The 18,608-nt window shown below is 47.5% G+C and carries 20 protein-coding genes; all 20 read right to left on the bottom strand.

Annotation, left to right across the window (positions count from 1 at the left end; genetic code table 11):
- Positions 1-5: 5 nt before the first annotated feature.
- Positions 6-935: a type II secretion system F family protein gene (locus tag BR63_RS16510; RefSeq protein ID WP_034420961.1), complete on the bottom strand. Its 930-nt coding sequence runs from the start codon at positions 933-935 to the stop codon at positions 6-8.
- Positions 932-2,395, bottom strand: coding sequence for a type II/IV secretion system ATPase subunit (locus tag BR63_RS16505; protein WP_243270130.1), 1,464 nt, complete (start codon positions 2,393-2,395; stop codon positions 932-934). The genes BR63_RS16510 and BR63_RS16505 overlap by 4 nt, the downstream gene beginning before the upstream one ends.
- 92 nt (positions 2,396-2,487) lie before the next feature.
- Positions 2,488-3,303, bottom strand: a complete 816-nt coding sequence (locus BR63_RS16500) for an AAA family ATPase (RefSeq protein ID WP_034420959.1) — start codon at positions 3,301-3,303, stop codon at positions 2,488-2,490.
- Complete coding sequence (gene cpaB, locus BR63_RS16495; RefSeq protein WP_034420958.1) at positions 3,304-4,122, bottom strand: Flp pilus assembly protein CpaB; 819 nt, start codon at positions 4,120-4,122, stop codon at positions 3,304-3,306. It lies immediately after the preceding gene.
- Positions 4,119-4,562, bottom strand: a complete 444-nt coding sequence (locus BR63_RS16490; RefSeq protein ID WP_034420957.1) for a prepilin peptidase — start codon at positions 4,560-4,562, stop codon at positions 4,119-4,121. The genes cpaB and BR63_RS16490 overlap by 4 nt, the downstream gene beginning before the upstream one ends.
- Positions 4,552-4,782 (bottom strand): DUF6133 family protein, encoded by a 231-nt coding sequence (locus BR63_RS16485; RefSeq protein WP_034421075.1) that lies wholly within the window; start codon positions 4,780-4,782, stop codon positions 4,552-4,554. Before BR63_RS16485 ends, BR63_RS16490 begins: the two co-directional genes overlap by 11 nt.
- Before the next feature lie 112 nt (positions 4,783-4,894).
- Positions 4,895-5,353 carry a hypothetical protein gene (locus tag BR63_RS16480; protein WP_034420956.1) on the bottom strand — a complete coding sequence of 153 codons (459 nt, stop codon included), beginning with the start codon at positions 5,351-5,353 and terminating at the stop codon, positions 4,895-4,897.
- 57 nt (positions 5,354-5,410) lie between these two features.
- Positions 5,411-5,593 carry a hypothetical protein gene (locus BR63_RS16475; protein WP_034420955.1) on the bottom strand — a complete coding sequence of 61 codons (183 nt, stop codon included), beginning with the start codon at positions 5,591-5,593 and terminating at the stop codon, positions 5,411-5,413.
- Between the two features lie 62 nt (positions 5,594-5,655).
- Positions 5,656-6,216, bottom strand: coding sequence for a YodL domain-containing protein (locus tag BR63_RS16470; protein ID WP_034420954.1), 561 nt, complete (start codon positions 6,214-6,216; stop codon positions 5,656-5,658).
- Between the two features lie 34 nt (positions 6,217-6,250).
- A complete protein-coding gene (locus tag BR63_RS16465) occupies positions 6,251-10,300 on the bottom strand; it encodes an S-layer homology domain-containing protein (RefSeq protein WP_081908067.1) in 4,050 nt (1,349 codons plus the stop codon).
- Between the two features lie 94 nt (positions 10,301-10,394).
- Positions 10,395-10,682 (bottom strand): hypothetical protein, encoded by a 288-nt coding sequence (locus BR63_RS16460; RefSeq protein WP_034420953.1) that lies wholly within the window; start codon positions 10,680-10,682, stop codon positions 10,395-10,397.
- Entirely contained in the window at positions 10,675-11,094 is a 420-nt protein-coding gene (locus BR63_RS16455) for an AbrB/MazE/SpoVT family DNA-binding domain-containing protein (RefSeq protein WP_034420952.1), read from the bottom strand. The genes BR63_RS16460 and BR63_RS16455 overlap by 8 nt, the downstream gene beginning before the upstream one ends.
- A gap of 37 nt (positions 11,095-11,131) precedes the next feature.
- A complete protein-coding gene (locus BR63_RS16450) occupies positions 11,132-12,094 on the bottom strand; it encodes a DNA adenine methylase (protein ID WP_034420951.1) in 963 nt (320 codons plus the stop codon).
- 7 nt (positions 12,095-12,101) lie between these two features.
- The gene (locus BR63_RS16445; protein WP_034420949.1) at positions 12,102-12,302 is read right to left on the bottom strand and encodes a hypothetical protein; all 201 of its coding nucleotides are present in this window, start codon (positions 12,300-12,302) and stop codon (positions 12,102-12,104) included.
- 96 nt (positions 12,303-12,398) lie between these two features.
- Positions 12,399-12,998, bottom strand: coding sequence for a DUF1281 family ferredoxin-like fold protein (locus BR63_RS16440; protein ID WP_034420948.1), 600 nt, complete (start codon positions 12,996-12,998; stop codon positions 12,399-12,401).
- Position 12,999: 1 nt separating this feature from the next.
- Positions 13,000-13,527 carry a hypothetical protein gene (locus BR63_RS16435; protein WP_034420947.1) on the bottom strand — a complete coding sequence of 176 codons (528 nt, stop codon included), beginning with the start codon at positions 13,525-13,527 and terminating at the stop codon, positions 13,000-13,002.
- Positions 13,528-13,700: 173 nt separating this feature from the next.
- Positions 13,701-14,903: an IS110 family RNA-guided transposase gene (locus BR63_RS16430; RefSeq protein WP_034420946.1), complete on the bottom strand. Its 1,203-nt coding sequence runs from the start codon at positions 14,901-14,903 to the stop codon at positions 13,701-13,703.
- A gap of 457 nt (positions 14,904-15,360) precedes the next feature.
- Entirely contained in the window at positions 15,361-16,047 is a 687-nt protein-coding gene (locus BR63_RS16425) for a TIR domain-containing protein (RefSeq protein ID WP_034420944.1), read from the bottom strand.
- Between the two features lie 263 nt (positions 16,048-16,310).
- Positions 16,311-16,739, bottom strand: a complete 429-nt coding sequence (locus tag BR63_RS16420) for a hypothetical protein (protein WP_034420943.1) — start codon at positions 16,737-16,739, stop codon at positions 16,311-16,313.
- Positions 16,740-17,068: 329 nt separating this feature from the next.
- Positions 17,069-18,433: a 23S rRNA (uracil(1939)-C(5))-methyltransferase RlmD gene (gene rlmD / locus BR63_RS16415; RefSeq protein ID WP_034420940.1), complete on the bottom strand. Its 1,365-nt coding sequence runs from the start codon at positions 18,431-18,433 to the stop codon at positions 17,069-17,071.
- Positions 18,434-18,608 lie beyond the last annotated feature (175 nt).

Raw genomic sequence — 18,608 nt, 5'->3', positions numbered from 1 at the left:
GTATGCTACCTCCTGTACTCAATGGGCTTAGTCAGCTTAATAACAAAGGCGGTGGAAATAAAAATTGCCGCCGCACAGATGGTAAGGATAAGCTGCCCCACATATGTGTGCATTAACGTGTCATACCAAGACTTATTGAGGAAATACATCAGGGGGATGTTGCCCATGACAAGGAGCGCCATGATGATGAATTCCTTGCGAGGCTCGAACACGAGATATTCCAACTCCGCGTTGACGATTCGCATATCCGAGAGCTTGCTGACAATGGGGGTCAGCGTTGTCTTGAGGCTCCGGTCATACTGGCAGGCGGCAATGGCATCACACCACTCGCGGAACACTTCGTTGTCAATCTTGGTCTTCATAGTTTTCAGTGCCGCATCCACATCGGGGTTGATGAGCCTCACCTGTGTCAGAAACCCGGCAAATACATTGCGCACCGGCGGGTTTAAGTATTGCATATTTTCCTCCACGGCAGTCACAATGTCCTCGTTTCGCAGGTAAGCCGTGGTGATGATGGACAGCGCCGTTTCCAACTCTGCAGCAATATTCTTCTTGTAGTGGGTGACAGTCAGCTTGATATACCAAAACGGCAGGAACATCATGCCCAGCGCAAGGACAGGGACGAGGAACACATTCTGCAGCAGAATGGCAATACTTACGCCTATAGCGAACAACAAGAGCGAACAAGCACAGATCAGGGAGAAGCGGCTGCTTCGTCCGGTCAGCGCGAGAATTTCCTGCGCTTCTATAATCTCCCTGCGGAGGAAGGAAGGGCGCTTGCGCTTGGTGGCCTCGTTGATTTCATCCTTGATGCTTTTGGGTCTTTTAATCAAAAAGCTGAACAGGCCGTCCGTAAACGCTATGGGTGAAATTCCAAGCAAGATAAAAGCACCGGCAATCATGCCGATGCAGGCGATGAGCTGAATAAAAGTCATTTTGCAATCACTTCCTCTTTTTTCTCGTTTAATTCGCTGGAGGATGAGCTGCTGTTGTGCAATATCTCGGTACGCAAAATGGGTGCAGCAGAGAGGTTCTGTGCCAGCTCATCCTGCCCTTTCGTAATTTTCTTCAGTGTCTCCTGCGGCATGCCGTTTTCCAGGAAGCGCTTTTGCAGGCTCTTGGAGATGGTATTCTCCTGCCGATGGCTGCCGCTTATGATGAAACGGTCGCCTTCCATGCGGCTCTCCGTGATGTGGAACCGGTATAAGGTGCGGAAGTTGCGTGTGCCATCAGGCAGGATTTCACACTCCATGATTTCCATGATCTTGCGCTGCTTATTCTCCAGCTGCTTGGTGAACACAACAATCGGAAACGCTTCGGTCACAAGGGACATGAGGGTATCGTCCGCAATATCGTATTTCCGTTTGCAAAGAGTGGCCATCCTGCGCCATGTGGCTTCACAGGAATTGGAGTGGATGGTGGTCAGCACCGTGTGGCCGGTACGGGCGGATTCCTGGGCGGTGTATGCTTCTGCAGAGCGCATCTCGCCCACGCAGATGACCTCCGGATTGAAGCGCAGCGCCATATCCAGGAGCATATCCTGATCAATGTTCTGCTTCTCGTTATCACTGGAGCGTGTCAAGGTATGGATAACGCTGTTGACCACCTTGCCGTCCTTTTTTCGCACCAGTGCCAGCTCACGGGAGCCGTTTTCAATCGTAAAGATACGCTTGTTGTCCGGAATGGTGGTCAGCAGCCAGCCGGCCACCGTAGTCTTGCCGGAGCTGGTCGCGCCAGCCACACACACCGAAATGCCGTACCGAAGGCATTCCGCAAGGAAGTCCAGCATCTCGTCGGTTGCTGTGCCGCCCTTTACAAAGTCAGCTTTCTCCATGTTCTGCGGATTCACAATACGGATGGAGGCCGCCACACCTACATCCTCGTCCACGAGGGGTGTTTTCAGCACGGCGATGCGGATATTTTTGCTCAAATGTCCCAAGATAGCGGGACTGGCATTGTCCAGCACCATGCCTGACACATGGAGCATACGGCGGATTACGTTGATGGCGTGTTCGGGAGAGTCAAAGTGTTCGTCAAGCTTGACTGTAGTGCCATTGCTGTACTGGACCTCAATGTCATTCCAGGCATTGATGTCAATTTCCTCAATCCCTGCGCCGAAGATGTATTTAGTGAGAAATGAGAACTCGGCCATTTCGGTATAGAGGGCATCAACGAGCTGCTGGTCGGTCATCCCCTTTACGGCGATGCGGCAATCCATCAGATATTTGCTGATATACCGCTTGACCTGTGTTTTAACCTCATCATTTCCCCCATCGAGAATGAGGGTGGAATACTTGCTGGAGATATACTCCTGCACTTCGCGCAAAACAGTGCCAAAATCCTTGGAGTTGTTATTTGGCGCAAAAAACAGGCTGTGGTTATGGGCTGCATTCATAGGCCGGATAGTTTGCGGCGATTCTACCGCAAGCACTTCTGCACTTCTTACCTGGAACTTTTCAAGGGTTCTTTGCTTACGTTTTTTGCTTTTCATATGCCAAAGACCTCCTTTGAAATTTTTTCAATCTCCTTGCGGAAGCCCCGGCTGTCCTTGAGCGCCAGGTCCCGGAACAAATCCCCGGCAAGAGCTTGATTCTCCAGCTCATCGGAGTGGGGTATCTTGAACACCACATTGCCCAGCACCTGTTCAATATGTTCGCTGGCTTGATTTGTCTTTACATTGCTTGCCACCTTGTACTGCTTATCCGCATCCCATTTGTTGTCTTTTAAGAGCGGGAGCTGGGATGAAAGGTAGCTGATTGATTTGAGATCGCAATTGACCAGACGCAGTACCGAGTCCGCTTCCATGAGGGCAACAGCGGACAGGATGTCGTTGGCGATATAGCTGCTGCAGTCGATGATAACGTATGGCGCAATATCCCGCAGATGATCGAGCAATTCTGTTGCAAGCTCCGCGTTATAGGGCGGGTAGGTGAACACATTCTCTCCCTTGAGCATGCCGATTAGGGTTAAATAGCTGATTTTCTTATGGGTGATGCAGTTCTGTTTGATCAGGGTATCCGTCACATGGGTTGCAGCCAGAATACTGCCCAGCGACCGTTCCCATTCAAGGTCAGAGGGCGGACAGATACAGGGCAGCATGGGCGCGGTCATGTCACATAAAAGCAGCACTACATTGCGCTTTTTGTCTGCCAGATGCTTGGCCAGCTTGACACTGACGGTGGTCTTCCCGGAAGAGGGGCTGCCCCATACGGCCAGCACCTGAACATCCTTTTCAGATTCCGCAGCCTGCGCCTCAACACCGGTGTTTCGGGAGAAAATGCTGCCTTTGATAAAATTAAGCATTTATTCTCCCTCCTTTGGCGTGTCGGGTTTTATATTTCCGGTATTCTCTGCCCCGATTGACTCTGTTTTTTCTTCTCCTGTTTGCACCTTGGCGGAGGGATACAATTCCTCGATTACCTTGTCCTGTGCCTCAATAAACTTGGCGGCATTCTCCTTGCTGCCCCGGTACACGAGGGACAGGTGCAGCTTGCCGTCCGCCTCCAGCTCGGCAAGGATTTTCAATTGCTCCGGCGATGCCAGAAGGGTGACGGTGCTTGGGAGCTGCTTTTCATCCTCATTCCCCCGCTGTCCGCCGGTGTCATAGCCGGTGTTAGCCGTAACGGCAATAACCTCCACATACTTAAGCTCTGCAGGGATGACGGTCGTGCCTCGCTTTTTGTAGTCAGGAGCGATGACTGATACTATGTCGCCAGTAGCCAGCTTGCCGGACAGACCGGTGGCAAAACTTTTGAGCGTCACGGAGATGGCCTGCTTTTCCCCATTGAGGTGGTAAAGATAGGCGTTTTCTGCCGCAGGCACATCGGTGAGCTTGGAGCTTAAGATGTAATCGCCTGCAGCCATATCAGCCGCAGCATATTTCCCGATAGCCGTATCCACATCTTTGACTACGTTTTTCGGCAGGTTGTAGCTGCCGACCTCCACAGTCTTCAGCATCTCCCTGGTGATCTGATCTCCGGCTTTGATATCCTTGATGACACGGACAATGTCGGTTTTTTGGGAGATACTGGAGTTAAAAAGCGGCGCTACCACAAAGCAAATCAAAAGAGACAGCACAATGCAGATGACACCGAGTACGGTTCTGTTTTTTAGAAAGCTCATAGGATGATTCCTCCTGTATTCATGAAATATATGGCGATACAGCCGATGGATAAAAAGGGTGCAAGAGGGTATGCTTTGGGGCATTCCCTCCCGCGCAGTCTTTGGACTATGGCATGGAAAACATAAAAAAGAAGCATGGCGGTAAGTCCAATGACCATGGCCGCAATGCTTCCTATGAAACCGAGGACAATACCCGATGCCGCCATGAGCTTGATGTCCCCGCCCCCAAGGCCGCCCCAAACAAGCGCGGCAAGCAGGAGCGGCATGGCTGCCAGTACGCCGAACAGCTTCACCGGCTCGAAGCAGATCAGTCCGGTGAAAGCAATAAACAGGCAGATAGTGTCGGGGATAATCCTCTTTTTGATATCGATGACAGATGCCGCCAAAAGCAGGGCAATAAAAATGCCGCCCTGCATAAAGAGCGGCAGATTAGCCTGCATAATTGAACATCTCCTGGATGCGCTCCTTTAAGGTCGGCAATACCGTTTCGCCAAACAGGGCATAGAGTCCGGCCAGCACGAGTCCGCCGATGACCACAGCCATTAAAATTTTGATTGCCGTATCCACAAAATTTTCACCGCACTGTGATCTAAGGATAGCCTTTGCCATAGGTATCTTTCCGGTAATTTTATTCATTATTCTGGTCGCAAATTTTCTCATCATGTTCTAACCTCCATAAATTTAATTTTTTGATTCCCTGCTTTTTCGGTGATTTCAGGGCTTTTCAATCATGTTAATTTGTGCAGTGTTGACTTTCGACACAAAATTTGGCTTACATACCACCCATCTGCATGCCGGAGGTCTGCTCTGGCAACTCAGAAGAGGGATTGTCCTGGGTAAGTGCCTGGTTCCGGTTCATATCCAGCGCCTGTGCAGCAGTGTTTTCCGTGACTACTTCAATTGCCATGTTTTCATCTCCAATCTCTGCGACTTTTGCTTTTTTACTATTAAGGTTTTTTCGATTATCCGGGTGGTCAATGCGCCTTTTCCGCTGCTGCTTATAGGTAAAAGCTGGCTCAATTCCTTCGAGATCCTTGCGCCTTTTTACCTTGTACCTTTCAGTGTCCTGTTTGTACAGGTAGTACCATTCTTCATCAAAGCTGTATACCCCAATCATGCCAGTAGCATTTCCATCCCTGTAAATCAATTGATACTTAAAAAGAGGATTGGGATCGCATACAACCCTAATCAGGTCAAGCTTTAATTCCTCCGTAGCTACCACCTCCGGCACAGGAAGTAAAAAAACACCGGCAGTTTATTCCGGTGTTTGGATACTCCCTGTGAAATTTTATTTGGTTTTGTATTCTTCTGTGTCATCTACATGAAGAAAACCCTGAACTGCAATTTCAACAATTCCTGAGGTTGCAAGGGATACAGGCGTGTCCCCTTTGAATAAAAACCCATCACGTATCGAATAGTTTTCCGGCAGCCCTGTATTGGCCTGAGATTTTATGATTTTTTCTATGTCCATAAAAATCACCTCCTGGTATTAATTTTGGCGACAAAAAAACAGCCACTTGGCTGTTATTGGAGTTATAGGCTCATTTCTTGTGTGCCTGACTGCTTTAGTGCCGGTGCTTGAAAATCAATCTCTTTGAAGCCAAAGCGGTCTACATAGTAAAAGGTGCTGCCGCTGTCGTCATAAAGCTGAATAATGTCCGACATGGACAGGGAGTGTCCTTGGTAATCGGGTGGGTGGTTTAAGTTGAATTTCTCATAGATGGCATCAAGATCGTTGGTTTCCAGCTGTCCGTCATACACCACGCGGTAGTTTTCCGGATTCGGCTCGCCAAACCGCTCCAGCAGCTCATCATAGCCGATGAATTTCATCATGACATCCACTTCCGGCTTGAGCTGGTGGATGCGGCAGGCTTTCAGAATCGGCGCGTTGCCGTCCATGTCAGGCTTGCTGTTTGCCAGCCGGTCGTACACACCGTCTGTCCATTGCACGGTAAGCCCTTTCTTCACTGTAAGATAATCCTTTAATTCCTCACAATGAAATATGGGATCGACCACCGCCTTGCCGCCATCCACATACCCTGCGGTATTGCCGTAAAAGAGGATGCGGTCTTTTTTGATGCTGATGCCGTTCATTCCGATCCCTCCTTTGATTTGCATACCATTCAGGCTATTCGAAGTAGTACTTGACCGAATAGGTGATATTTGACTTGTTGTACATGCAGTTGTGGTTGGTGTAATAGTAAAATTCTAATTTGCTATAGATGCCAGGAGCCAGCGTTCTGCTGAAGGTGATACCATTGGTGGTTGTCTGGTAGTCCAGCTGATCCCATTGGCGGGTATTCTTGTTATATCCCCTCACCCGGCCATAGTCGCTTCCGCTGTGGCCGCTGACTGGAGGAACCGTGAAGGTGTACTCAGTGATGGTTGCTCCTTCAATGCCATTTTCCAGAATAACGGATTCGGGACCAGTCAAGGTCATACCGCCGCCATTGGTGGAATCGGCCACAAAGAATACGATGGCCGTCCAGGGGGATTCTGCCCCGGCGGCGTCCACCGCTTTCACACGGACAGTATTTTTGCCTAACGGATATGTGGATGTTTGAGCCGGTCTGCCCTCCCACACGTAGGTGATGGCGTCTCCATCCGGGTCGGTGGACGATGCCGTGATGGTGACGGGCGTGTTTGGAGGAACACTGTTGCCGTTTGGCGTTCTGGTGATAATCGGGGTACTTGGCGCTGAATTGGCAACGGTAAAGTTGATATCCGTCCAATCGGAATACGCACCGTAAGCATCCTTTGCTCTGACCTTTACGGTGTGGGAGCCGGCAGCATAGTAGCCGTCCGCGCTTTGACCGCTGTATTCATAGGTGACTGCATCTCCATCGGGATCGCTGGCGGAAACTGTAAAGTTCACAAGGAATTTATGATCCTTAACGGTCCTTGTCACCGTTGCACTGGCGGTCGGCGCATTGGGTACGGCATTGGTGACTGCTACGCTCTCAGAATGGGTGAACACCCTGCCTGCATCATCGGTGACGCTGGCAGTTAAGGTATAGGTTCCTGTAGTATTTATGACAATGCTGCCGCCACTGTTTGTGAGGCTCCCTGTAAAGCTTGCGGCATTGCCATCCTTGGAAAGCGACCATACAATGCTCTTGCCCTCCAAGCCAGACACATTTCGCATGGACACCTGAAAGGCCGTACCTGCATGAACGGATGATGGGAGCGTAAAGGAACACTGTGCTATTGGCTTTACGGCAACTGTATCAGACGTAAAAGTAAAGCTGCGGTTGTTCTTATCCGTTGCGGCCGCAATGATCTTTACGGCAATGGTCTTGTCCGTACTGATGCTTATCTCGCCGCCGCTGTTTGACAATGTGCCGCTGGCATAATCGGTATAGGGCACGGCAGCGCCGCCATTTACCGAAATGCTCCAAGTGATATTAACACCAGCAAGATCTCTTCCGCTGACTACGACAGGAATGGCTTCCCCACCGTAAGAAAGCGGCGGCAGGGTAATCAGCATTTCCGGTATCGGATATATGGTAATGGCGCTGCTGTCAGAAAAAGTTCTGCCAAGAGCGTCTGTCATGGTAACAGTCAGCGTATAGCTCCCTTTTTCCACAAAGGTGATGGTACCGCCCTCATCGGAAAGACTGCCGCTGGCATAGTCGGTATAGGGTGCGGCATCACCGCCATTTGCTGAAATACTCCAAGCGGTATTAAGGTTGTCAAGATGGTTTCCGCTGATAGCGACGGAGACAGGTTCACCCGCATAGGAAACCTGCGGCAGCGTAAGCTGTATTTCCGGAATCGGGTGCACGCTGACGGCGCTGCTGTATGAGAAAGTTCTGCCGAGGGCATCGGTCATGGAGGCAGTCAGCACATATTCGCCTTCCTCAGTAAAACGGATTTTTCCTCCCTGGGCGTTGAGCTCACCTTCCACATATTCCGCCAGCTTTACCGCTTTGCCGTCTTTGGTGACGACCCATTCAATGGGCAGGACGCCGATGTTTCCTGTTGTTCTAAGGTCGATGGTTCTGTCCGTGTAGGTTGCCTCCGGCAACTCGAACCGGATGTCCAGCACAGGATGCACCTCAGTCTTATTTCCATACTCAAAGAGGAACACCCGGCCTGTGGCATCGGCCACCCTCGCCACCAGCTCGTAAACTCCGGCGTGTTTAAAGCGAATGGTGCCGCCGTTGTTATTCAGCTTGCCATCTACATAAGTCGACCAATCCTGAAAACCATAGGTATTGTCTACCATCCACTCAACGGTTAAACCATCCATTTCCTCTGCGGTTGTTGTGACAGGGATGGCTGTATCGGTATGCGCCGTGGCAGGCAGGCTGAATGTAAAACTTGGGACGGGATAGACCGTCACCGCCGAGGTGTAGCTGTAGGTTCTGCCTGCTCCATCCGTAAAGGATGCTTTCAGTACATATTCACCTTTGGAAATGAAGCGGATGGAACCGCCATCATTGGTCAGCTCGCCTTGGATCGCATCACTGAGTGCAACCGGCTTTCCGTCCTTGGTCAGGGTCCACACTGCCGTAGCCGTGTCAATATTTTGAAAGGTGGCTTCAACGGCAACAAAGGTATCCGTATGGGTGATTTCCGGCAGATAGAAACCAGCTGATCCAACAGGGTAAACCGTGGTTGTTGCCGTGGTTTCAAAGACTCTGCCTGTTATGTCGGTAACCCTGGCGGTTAAGGCGTACACACCTTTTTCCTTGAAACGGATTGTGCCGCCGCTGTTTGACAGTTCACCCTCCACATATTCACGGATGGAAACTGCTTCGCCATTGCGGGTCAGGCTCCAATCGGCGGTCAGCCCGTCCATTTCCGTCAGTTTAGTGACAAGGTCGATGGTCGTGTCGGTGTGCGCTGTTTCGGGAAGCTCAAACGCCACGCCCGCCACTGGGTAAACGGCGACAGCCTCGCTGTGAGCGAAGATTCTGCCTGTGGCATCGGTGATAGTGGCGGCGATGTCATAGCTGCCCTTTTCCTTGAAGGCAATCGTACCGCCATCATTGGAGAGCCTGCCGTCAATGACGGTATCCCAGGCAACAGCCTCGCCGTCTTTAACTACCGACCATACAATGTCAAGGCTTCCAAGCCCGGAAGCGGTTGCTTTAATGGTGACTGTCCTGTCCGTATGGGTGTACTCCGGCAGCTCAAAGCCTGCGTTTATCACCGGATAGACCGTGATGCTTTTTGAAAAGGAGGTTTCTCTGCCGCCGTAGTTTACAGCAGTGGCGGTCAAGGTGTAGCTGCCGCTTTCTTTAAATACAATTGTGCCGCCCTCTTTGCCCAGGGAGCCGTCTACCGCTTTTCCAAGGTCAATGGGTTGCAGCTCACCGGTTGCGGTTTCTTTGGCAAGCGACCATGTAAGTGTCTTGGCGTATTTCAGGTCAGGCGCTATGGTGATACTTGTATCGGTATGCGCAACAGCGGGAAGCTCAAAAGCCACCTGTGCCTTTGGGTGGCTGGCAGAGCCGCCGCCTGAACTGCCGCTTGAATTCCCGCCCGTGTTGTTACTCGTACTGTCGGTGATGTCGGCGGGTGGTTTCTCCTGATCCGGTTTGTCCTTTGCTTCGTTCAGATTATCAATCAGTTCAAAGGCTTCGCCTCTGGTGGTTCCACCGTCCGGACGAATGGTTCCGTCAGGATAGCCGCTGATTAAATCGTCCTCCTTGGCAATACTGACATATCCCTTGTCGGAGCTGTTGATTGCCTCATCGTCCTTAAAACCGGTATTTCCACTGAACTGCTTTGCAGCCTCGCCTTTGCCGATGGCACGCACTAACATCCTGATGATTTCAATGCGGGTAATCGGTTCATCGGGCTTCAGGCTGCCGTCATAATCTGCCGGATCAAGGAGACATATGTCTACGAGGGCCTCGATGTTTTTCTCCGACCAGTGACCGTCAATATCGTCAAAGGTGGGCGGCTCTTTCTCTGCCTCTGTTGTATCAAGCTCCAGATTCCTGACCAGCAGGGCGGCGAACTCGCCTCTTGTAATGGTGTCGTCCGGCCTGATCGTTCCGTCAGGGTAGCCCTTAATCACACCCTTTTCCACGAGTCTGATGATGGTCTGTTCCGCCCAATGCCCTGCGATGTCGGGAAAAAGTAGCGTTCCAGCATAGACGCTGCCGCAAAGCAGGAAGGACAGAACAAGGACCATGAGCCAAATTTTTTTGCTTTTCTGTTTCAAAGGTTCTCAATCCTTTCTGTTTATTTTTTATGGATATTCAAAGAGCCAGGGTCATCGCTTTAGACCTTGGCTCCGTTCCATACTTGAATAATCTTTACTCCCTGGTAATTTCTTCGATGAGGGCAATAAGCTGCGCCGCTAGGGAGAGGAGGGTTTGCTTTTCCATCGTCTTTACGGCAGAAAACACATAAGCCTCCACCGCTTGCGGGGACTGATCCCCCACTTCAATGATGTCAACCTTTTTGGCAGCAACAATACCCTTTTGCACGGCAAGCTTTATAATGTCGCCGTGATTCATCCCGGTGGCGGCGCGAAGCTGCTTAGGGATCAGGATGCGGCCTTTTTCGTCCATTACCTTGTAGACAGGCTTGCTGTTACTCATCATAAACACCTCCGTTTCTCATAACTGCCCGAACGGTTTCGGGATTGATGCCCAGGTCATCAAACAGCTGGCGCAGTTCATCAGGAAGGCTGTCCAGCAGGTCTGCCTCCATGATGACAACAGCACCCTTTGCACAGACAATTTCCAGGTCGCTGTCCACGGGAATCCCAGCCGCCTCCAGCAGGTCATGGGGCAGGGTGAGTTCGCTTTCCTCATCTTCTGCGAGGGCGGTAATGCCATCAGGGGTGATGACAAATTCCTTAAAGGTATTGCGGATAGAATCGGGGGCGTTGCTAATGTAGGCAAGCTTCACCGTGTCTCCGGCCGCAAGCCCCATGTCGCGCAGGAGAGACGCGGGAATGGTAAGCTGCCCGTGTCTGTCCACGGCACTTTGGATTTCAATCATTTTCATATTCGGGTTCCTCCTTATTGTCCATGAATGGAGCATTTTAAATTTCGCATGGTCTTTTTAAGTCGCTATCCGTGTTGTAAAAGCCGTCTGCCAGATCAAACAGCCCTATTTGCATTGGGGCATCCCGCAGCCGCTCCGCGGTGTCGTAGTTGGAAATGAGCACCTCCGGGTATTCGCAGCCTCCCTCATATCGCTGTGCGAGGTTATTTATGCGGGTGACGGCTTCGATGTAGTAGCCCTTATATAGCTCTCGGATATATTCGCAGTCGTTATATGACACCAGCCATTTGCCCTTACATTGTTTCAGCGTATCCCGCAGCCGCACATGATCCTCCTTTTTAAATTCCACCTCGTAATGCCCCTCGGTCTGATAGTACGGCGGGTCGCAATAAAAAAAGGCGTTGTCCCTGTCGTATTGAAGGATCAACGCCTCAAAATCTTTATTCTCGATGACCGTATCCTTAAGCCTGCGGCTTCCCGACCATATAAGGTGGAAGGTTTTCCGGATATCAAAGGGCTGGCAGCTATATGAGGTGCAGCCGCTGCCGTAGCTGTAGCGGATCAGCTTGAAGAAGGCGGCGGCGCGTTTTACGTCCGACATGGTCGCGTTTTCAATGAGAATCGATTTGATTTCCTCAAACTGCAGCGGGGACAGGCAGTTCTCCGCCAGTTCCAGTTCCTCCCGCAGGTATTCGCTGGTGAATTCCTCCTTTTCAAGATATTTTTTGAGGACGTTGAATTCGTCCCTGCCGTTTATGGGCAGGAAGTTCAACTCCTTAAGCAGGGCAAGAGGACGCTCCTTGACGCAGCGGAACAGGTTGGCAAGGTCGGCGTTGTAGTCATTATAGACCTCCATGCTTGCATCCGGTTTCCTGCCGAAGAGTACCCAACCGCCGCCACCAAAGACCTCAATGTATCTTCCATAATCTTTGGGCATCCGCTGGTAAATAAGTTCACGCAGGGCCTTTTTGCCGCCGACCCAGCTGATAATGCTGTTCAATCAGTCATCACCTCCTTGGCCTGCTGATCCTGTCCATATCGGTCCGCATACAGCTCCCGTCTGTACTCCAGCAGATAAAGCCGACACCAGGATAGGGACAGCCTTTGCAGCGCTCGGTGTCTTTTGGCAAGGGTACGTTGTGAATTTTTCTCGGTGGCGCAGGATCGCTGCCGGTTTTTTTCTCCTGTGTTTTTGTGTCTGTGTTCATAGTTCAGCTCCTTTCCGGCAACAAAAAAAGACGCTGCCTTTTCAGATAGCGCCTCATGCTTATTTGCCTTTCATAAAAAAATAGCGGCATGCATTTCTACACACCACCCATCTGAGGAGTTTCATCCGGCTCATCTTCCACATATTCGTATTCACCGGTGCTTTTATTGTAGATATATCCTGCTTCGGCAAGGTCTATATCAAGTATGCTTGCCGCCAGTTCAAGGGCTGCGGCAGAACCGCCCGCCGGTATATAACAGCTTAAGGTTTTGCCGTTTTTATACTCTGCCTTGCCGGTGTTATGCCCAAAGTCCTCGTCCGCCCATTTATAGTCAAAACGGATATCAGGAAACATAGAGGACAGCTTTTTCATCAGATCGCTAACGCTGCTCCATGCGGTTAAGAATTTTACCGTGCTGCCGTCAAAATTTTCTGCTGTATGTTCGTCATAGCCATAGCTGTTCCATTTCGTTCCCCAGTTTTTTATGCTCCAGTCATACCAGCAGTTTTCAGCGCCGTACTTTTCTATTTCCTCCTTGCCAAGATCTCCCCTGTAGATGTGTTTGGGCATCGGTGTAATTTTATTGAAGTCGATGCTGCCGATTCCAATCTCCTCATTTTTGATGGCTTCAAACATTACTTTTACTTTTTTCTCATCGCCATGTGCGGTGAGTATGTTTGTAATATGATTTGGCATACTACATTCCTCCCATCGTCTGCTCATTAAAGTTTTGTTCAGTTCCCTGCTTCAGCTCCTGTTCCGGCTTGATAAAAAAGTCCTCACTGTTCCAGAAGCTGACGAAGATATCACCGTCATTCGTTTTGATGGGACGCTGCTCGAACCCCTCACCCCATCCGTCGGATAGTTGACCAGTGATAAAATCAAGCAGTTTGGCTGTTTCCGCTTCGGTCAGCTTACCATATACCTCTGCTATCATCACGCCCCATAACTTGCCGTTCCATTCTTCAACTGTCGGCTGGAGGCTGTAGATTTTTTGGGATAGCTCCTGTCCATCGTAGAAGTAAACCATCAGGCCACGGTCACCTTCGCCTGGCAGCTTTTCTTTTTCGATGGCGGCAAGTATTTCATCCATGTAATACACCGCCTCTGATGGCGACAGTTCTTCAGGCAGATCGTCCGCGCCGCATCCGCCGTATTCATGAGAAGAGTACGCCATAATCGACAGGGGACTGAAAAACTTAAGGGTTTGCTTGATGTTTGACATTTGATTTCCTCCAATCGTTTATGATTTTTCACCCTAAAAAAGGGCATAAAAACCTGCTAACAAAAGTCAATACTTTTTCAGCAGGTTTTCAAATATTTTTGTATTTCATTTTTCCCACGACAAATAGACCGGCCTATATCCAGTCTTTGTTTTCCCTCCTGTATTTGGATTTTCTATCGCTGATATACCTCCATTACCCTTGCATAGTAAATACGTAAAAATTTATTCAATCCGGCTATCTTTGCGGCACATTTCGATTTACCCTCTCGTTCTTTCTTTAAGATAAATTGATACACAGCATCATCCTCTGGCGCTTTATGTGTTTTTAAACAGCGCATTACTTCATACCCTATCTTTCTCAAACTGGAAGAGCCTCGTTTTGAGATTTTTCTTTCTGTGCCTGTGAATTGACCAGACTGGTATGGAGGGGCATCTATTCCGGTATATGCTATCAGAGCCTTTCCATTATGGAATCGCCTTACGTCTCCTATCTCTGCTATCAGCTTGGGTGCCAGGACGTTTCCTACTCCGCCCATCGCCCGTACAACAGGATATTCTGGCAGGGTCTTGGCTAATTCCTGCATCTGTGTTAAAATCCTCATCAGAGTGTTATCGACTTCTCGTAACACCCTTACTGCCTCCTGTACCAGTATTTTGACGGATGGTGTGCCGGAGGAAAGAGTGGGGATGCCTTCTTTGGCCAGTGCATAAATCTTTGCGGCTTTATCCTGGTTCTGATGGTATCCCTTTTTCTCTGCCCATTTTAAGTAACTGTTGATAAACTGTTTCTCTGACTTTTTCGTGATGTTATCATAATGCCAGTATTCCTCTGCAAAATCAGACAGCTTATCTTTCCCATTTGTCTCATTCCAACCTTTTAATAAAGTCTTTATTCCTGGCATGGTATAATCCAATAGATGCGTTAGTTCCAATACGCTTTCTACCCGCATCCTCATATAATGCCGATACTGTCTTCCTAAGAGTTTCAACTCTTCATAGATGCCTGTATCTGCTTCATAATTCTTTAAACGATACCAATGATCAATTCCATAGTTAGAAATCGTAATGGCATCCTGTTTATCTGTTTTCACCCTCCTTAGTCCACGACACCGATATTCTTTCATTTCAAACGGATTGATGACTGCAACAAAAATCTTTTTTCCCTGTAAATAGCTCAATACAGGCAGGTGATAAATACCAGTAGCCTCCATAACTACCCGCACTTCATCATCCAGCCGCAGCAGCATTGCTGACAGTCCATTCAATTCCTGTTCTACATGCTGGATTTCAAACGGCTTGCTTATGATTTCACCATATGGTTTCATGATACATACCGTACTTTTTTCTTTTGACACATCAATTCCTACACTTATCATCTGTAACCTCCAAAATGAACTTGTAATTGTCTCCATCCACACTTATTAAGATTCATTTTAGTTTGTTACACGAAAGCTCCTTATGAGTTTCAACCTGCTTAAACGAATGTTTATAATAAGGGGTGGTTGACGGTTTTTATGACGGATGTGCTTAATCCAAAAAGCGCCGCGCCAGACCAATTACTCCCTTATTATAAAAAAATAAGTGTAAATGTTTAAGCACAAATGATATGCTCTAACAATTACACTTATATGGTACTAAAAAGCGGCAGCATCTAATTTCTAAAATGCCACCGCTAATTTGCTAATGGGGAATTCTTTATTTAGTTTTAGCTGTATATATAAAAAGAAGCTACGCTATCAGGCAACCTTGAATACCCGATCAGATTTATTTTAATTCGCTTTTTGACACCAGCCACTATAATATGGATAATGGGAACTGGATCAGGCTATTAAATTAAACTTCCTTGGTGATATTATAACTATCAATGTTATCTTGAATTTCATAGGCTTTATCTATGTATGTGTCCATATCCTTAATAAAATCATCCCATTTAACAGAAGTTATGTAACTACTGTCCCCGTAATAGACTTTAGAGCCGTCGTCACAATCTTTAGTACTAGGATCTTTTTGATTAAACATATTTTTCTTCAAAATGTCAAATAATTGATTTGTTTTAAGGACTCTACATCCAGAAGAACAACAAGTTTTATTATAAGTATAATACGTATAAGAGTTATTTCTATCTGGTACAATCACAGCTAACATTGCATTGGTCTTGCTTGTTACAGCGACGCCACTACTATTAATGCGAGACGTTTCTTTTAAAGAATATGATATTTCTCTTGGTATCCATTGATCCTTGTCAGGTTTCCATAATTCTTTCATACCCTTTGAAATCATCACTAATGTTAACGAGCTGTCATAAATTCTATCCCTTAATTTTGACCATATGGTATCTTCACTTAACTGTGAAAGATCTTCTCCATCAGATTCTCCCTTATAAATATGATCAGAACTATCAATACTAGATTCAATTACATCTACATAATCACGCACCGTATTTGTTTCCCACCAATTACCTTTTATATGTTGAACATCACTATCTCCGTATTTGTAAGATATAAATATTTTGCGTCCCATTTTTTTTGCTCCCCCCTATAATACTTAATGTAAATTATTCTCGGATTCGTATAACACTCTTGAATTATCTTATTTTGGAATTACCGTAGTTTTTATTTCTTCAATATTTGGCAAGTTTTCTGTTTTAGCATTTCTCACAGGCATACGAATTGCCTAAACTTCTTGAAAATAACGGTCGATTTGCTCTTTTTGAGTTTTGCCAAGAGATTCTGGTCTATCACATAGTCTTCGGTACATATAAATGCTACGATATGAGTAATTTTTTACAACAAGTTTCTAGCTATTAATACCATTGCAAACAGAATCAAATAAAATGGCCATATCGAGATCGAAGTAAGCGATTCAAAAAACCAATGGGTAATATTTCCCGAAGGATTAACTATGAAAAAATCCGAAGCCGTCAATAAAGATTTATGTAGCTTTTCAATGAAATCGCTATAGGAATTTCTAAACGATCTTTCCAAGGCCAAATAGTAAGTGTCTAAGAAGAGAAATAATAATATTGGTATTATTGCAATTAATGTATAATTAGGCTTGCCTTTATCCGCTACAGCCACCAAGATAGCAGAGACTATCGTAATACACCAAGTTTTACATGATGTACTATTTGTAGCCATGCGTTGTATGATCGACTGAATAATCGTAAGGTGAGCCTGAACTGCTTGAGAGTTTTCCTTGAATTCTTCACTCATTAATATACTCCCCTTCCAAAATATGTACATCTTTAGACTGCTTTCTCTGCTTCAGTAGGTTCACATTATAGACATAATTATATCATAAATTCTGGAAAACTTGTTGAAAGACTTTTATTTGACTAATTTTTCAGAATATCATTCGTGCTTTCCTGGCGAGCTATATCCCCAGATTTATCAAAGAAAATCCAGTGAGGCAATTAATGCTTTTCTGGTCGTTTATCTTATAAAAGTAAAAACCCGATTATTTTAAAAATAACCGAGTTTTTATTATTAATTATCATCATTTTTCCCTTTCAAAAACCGCTCATCTAAATCCCCGGAAAGCCTTATTTCATGCGGCTTTCAGCACGTTTTATCTGAATTATGCACTCAACGTGAGCCGTCCAGGGGAACATGTCCACAGGCTGTACCTCCTGAACCTGATATCCACCTGTTGTTAGGTATTTCAAGTCCCGGGCCAAGGTAGCGGGGTTGCAGGAAACGTACACCACCCGCTCAGGTTTGACGGCGATTATGCTTTCGAGAAGCCTAGGATCGCAGCCTTTGCGCGGCGGGTCCACGACAACCACATCAGGCTCAACTCCCTTTTTTACCAGCTGAGGTATCAGCACCTCCGCTTCCCCCTGGAGAAATTGGACATTGTTGACATCGTTTCTTTGAGCATTGAGCTGAGCATCTTTTACGGCTTCTGCCACATATTCAATGCCCATGACTTTCTGTGCTTTTTGCGCCAGGAAGAGACTGATGGTACCGATACCGCAGTAAGCATCGATAACGGTTTCTTTACCGGAAAGCCCTGCATAAGCCAGGGCTTTTTCATATAGCACCTCCGTCTGGATATTATTGACCTGGAAAAAGGAGCGGGGCGAAATGGTAAAGGTAAAAGACCCAATCCGGTCCTCGATTTCTCCTTTTCCCGAAAGAACAGTGGTTTTTTTCCCCATAACCTCCCCCACAGGCTTAGGGTTGAAATTCTGACATATACCAACAACGGCTGGGGTTTTATGGCATATTTCCCGGGCAATCATTTCTTTATGGGCTGAGAATTCTCCCGAAATAATGAAAACTACCAGGATCTCACCAGTGGCTTTGCTTTCCCTGATTACCACGTGACGCAGCCCCTTTTCCTCTTTTGTCGCCACTTTTACCTTATAATCGGTAAGAATGTCTTCTATGGAGGAAATTAAGGCCGTCACCTGGGGAGAAAAAAGATGCTGGCAGTACTGGGAAACAAGGTCGTGGGACCCCTCTTCCACAAACCCCAGCTTTACTTTTCCCTGGGATATACCTACCCTAAAATGACCTTTATTGCGGTAGGCCCAGGGGTTTTTCATGCCAAGGACAGGCTGTACCGGCACTCCATCTAAACCGCCAATACGGGTAAGGGCTTCTTTTACTATCCTTTCTTTAATCTCTAACTGCCCCTGGTAAGCGATGTGCTGTAGCTGGCAGCCCCCGCAGGAAGCATAGACTTCACAGGGAGGGGTTAGTCGTTGGCCGTGTTTTTTTATGACCTCCAGCACCCTGCCTTTTAAGAAGCGTTTATGCCTTTCCGTAATCTCCACCAGGACTTCTTCATCCAACAAGGCCCCGGGAACAAAGATTACCTGCTCACCGACTCTCCCTACCCCGGCCCCCTCATGGGAATATCCCGTGATGGTTACCTTGTATACCTTATTTTGCTTCTGCATCCTTATTTCACCGATCCAATCTGATTTACTGACTTCCTAAATAAGTAACGAGTCACGAGTATTCTTATATCGTGAACAGTGAGCCGTAAACCGTGAACAGTTAACAGCAAACGACTTCCGATATCCGACATAGCGAGACTTGTGCCTGTGGTGCATCCGATATTAGTGACCAGAT

It is taken from the genome of Thermanaerosceptrum fracticalcis, assembly GCF_000746025.2.
Taxonomy (GTDB): Bacteria; Bacillota; Peptococcia; order DRI-13; family DRI-13; genus Thermanaerosceptrum; species Thermanaerosceptrum fracticalcis.
Note: the sequence above shows the minus strand (reverse complement) of the source record. Positions and strands in the feature narration are given on the sequence as shown.

Excerpts from the sequence above, each read along its gene's own strand:
- BR63_RS16510 (WP_034420961.1), bottom strand. The coding sequence starts at position 935 with ATGACTTTTATTCAGCTCATCGCCTGCATCGGCATGATTGCCGGTGCT.
- BR63_RS16505 (WP_243270130.1), bottom strand. The coding sequence starts at position 2,395 with ATGAATGCAGCCCATAACCACAGCCTGTTTTTTGCGCCAAATAACAAC.
- BR63_RS16500 (WP_034420959.1), bottom strand. The coding sequence starts at position 3,303 with ATGCTTAATTTTATCAAAGGCAGCATTTTCTCCCGAAACACCGGTGTT.
- cpaB (WP_034420958.1), bottom strand. The coding sequence starts at position 4,122 with ATGAGCTTTCTAAAAAACAGAACCGTACTCGGTGTCATCTGCATTGTG.
- BR63_RS16490 (WP_034420957.1), bottom strand. The coding sequence starts at position 4,562 with ATGCAGGCTAATCTGCCGCTCTTTATGCAGGGCGGCATTTTTATTGCC.
- BR63_RS16485 (WP_034421075.1), bottom strand. The coding sequence starts at position 4,782 with ATGAGAAAATTTGCGACCAGAATAATGAATAAAATTACCGGAAAGATA.
- BR63_RS16475 (WP_034420955.1), bottom strand. The coding sequence starts at position 5,593 with ATGGACATAGAAAAAATCATAAAATCTCAGGCCAATACAGGGCTGCCG.
- BR63_RS16470 (WP_034420954.1), bottom strand. The coding sequence starts at position 6,216 with ATGAACGGCATCAGCATCAAAAAAGACCGCATCCTCTTTTACGGCAAT.
- BR63_RS16460 (WP_034420953.1), bottom strand. The coding sequence starts at position 10,682 with ATGAGTAACAGCAAGCCTGTCTACAAGGTAATGGACGAAAAAGGCCGC.
- BR63_RS16455 (WP_034420952.1), bottom strand. The coding sequence starts at position 11,094 with ATGAAAATGATTGAAATCCAAAGTGCCGTGGACAGACACGGGCAGCTT.
- BR63_RS16445 (WP_034420949.1), bottom strand. The coding sequence starts at position 12,302 with ATGAACACAGACACAAAAACACAGGAGAAAAAAACCGGCAGCGATCCT.
- BR63_RS16440 (WP_034420948.1), bottom strand. The coding sequence starts at position 12,998 with ATGCCAAATCATATTACAAACATACTCACCGCACATGGCGATGAGAAA.
- BR63_RS16435 (WP_034420947.1), bottom strand. The coding sequence starts at position 13,527 with ATGTCAAACATCAAGCAAACCCTTAAGTTTTTCAGTCCCCTGTCGATT.
- BR63_RS16430 (WP_034420946.1), bottom strand. The coding sequence starts at position 14,903 with ATGATAAGTGTAGGAATTGATGTGTCAAAAGAAAAAAGTACGGTATGT.
- BR63_RS16425 (WP_034420944.1), bottom strand. The coding sequence starts at position 16,047 with ATGGGACGCAAAATATTTATATCTTACAAATACGGAGATAGTGATGTT.
- BR63_RS16420 (WP_034420943.1), bottom strand. The coding sequence starts at position 16,739 with ATGAGTGAAGAATTCAAGGAAAACTCTCAAGCAGTTCAGGCTCACCTT.
- rlmD (WP_034420940.1), bottom strand. The coding sequence starts at position 18,433 with ATGCAGAAGCAAAATAAGGTATACAAGGTAACCATCACGGGATATTCC.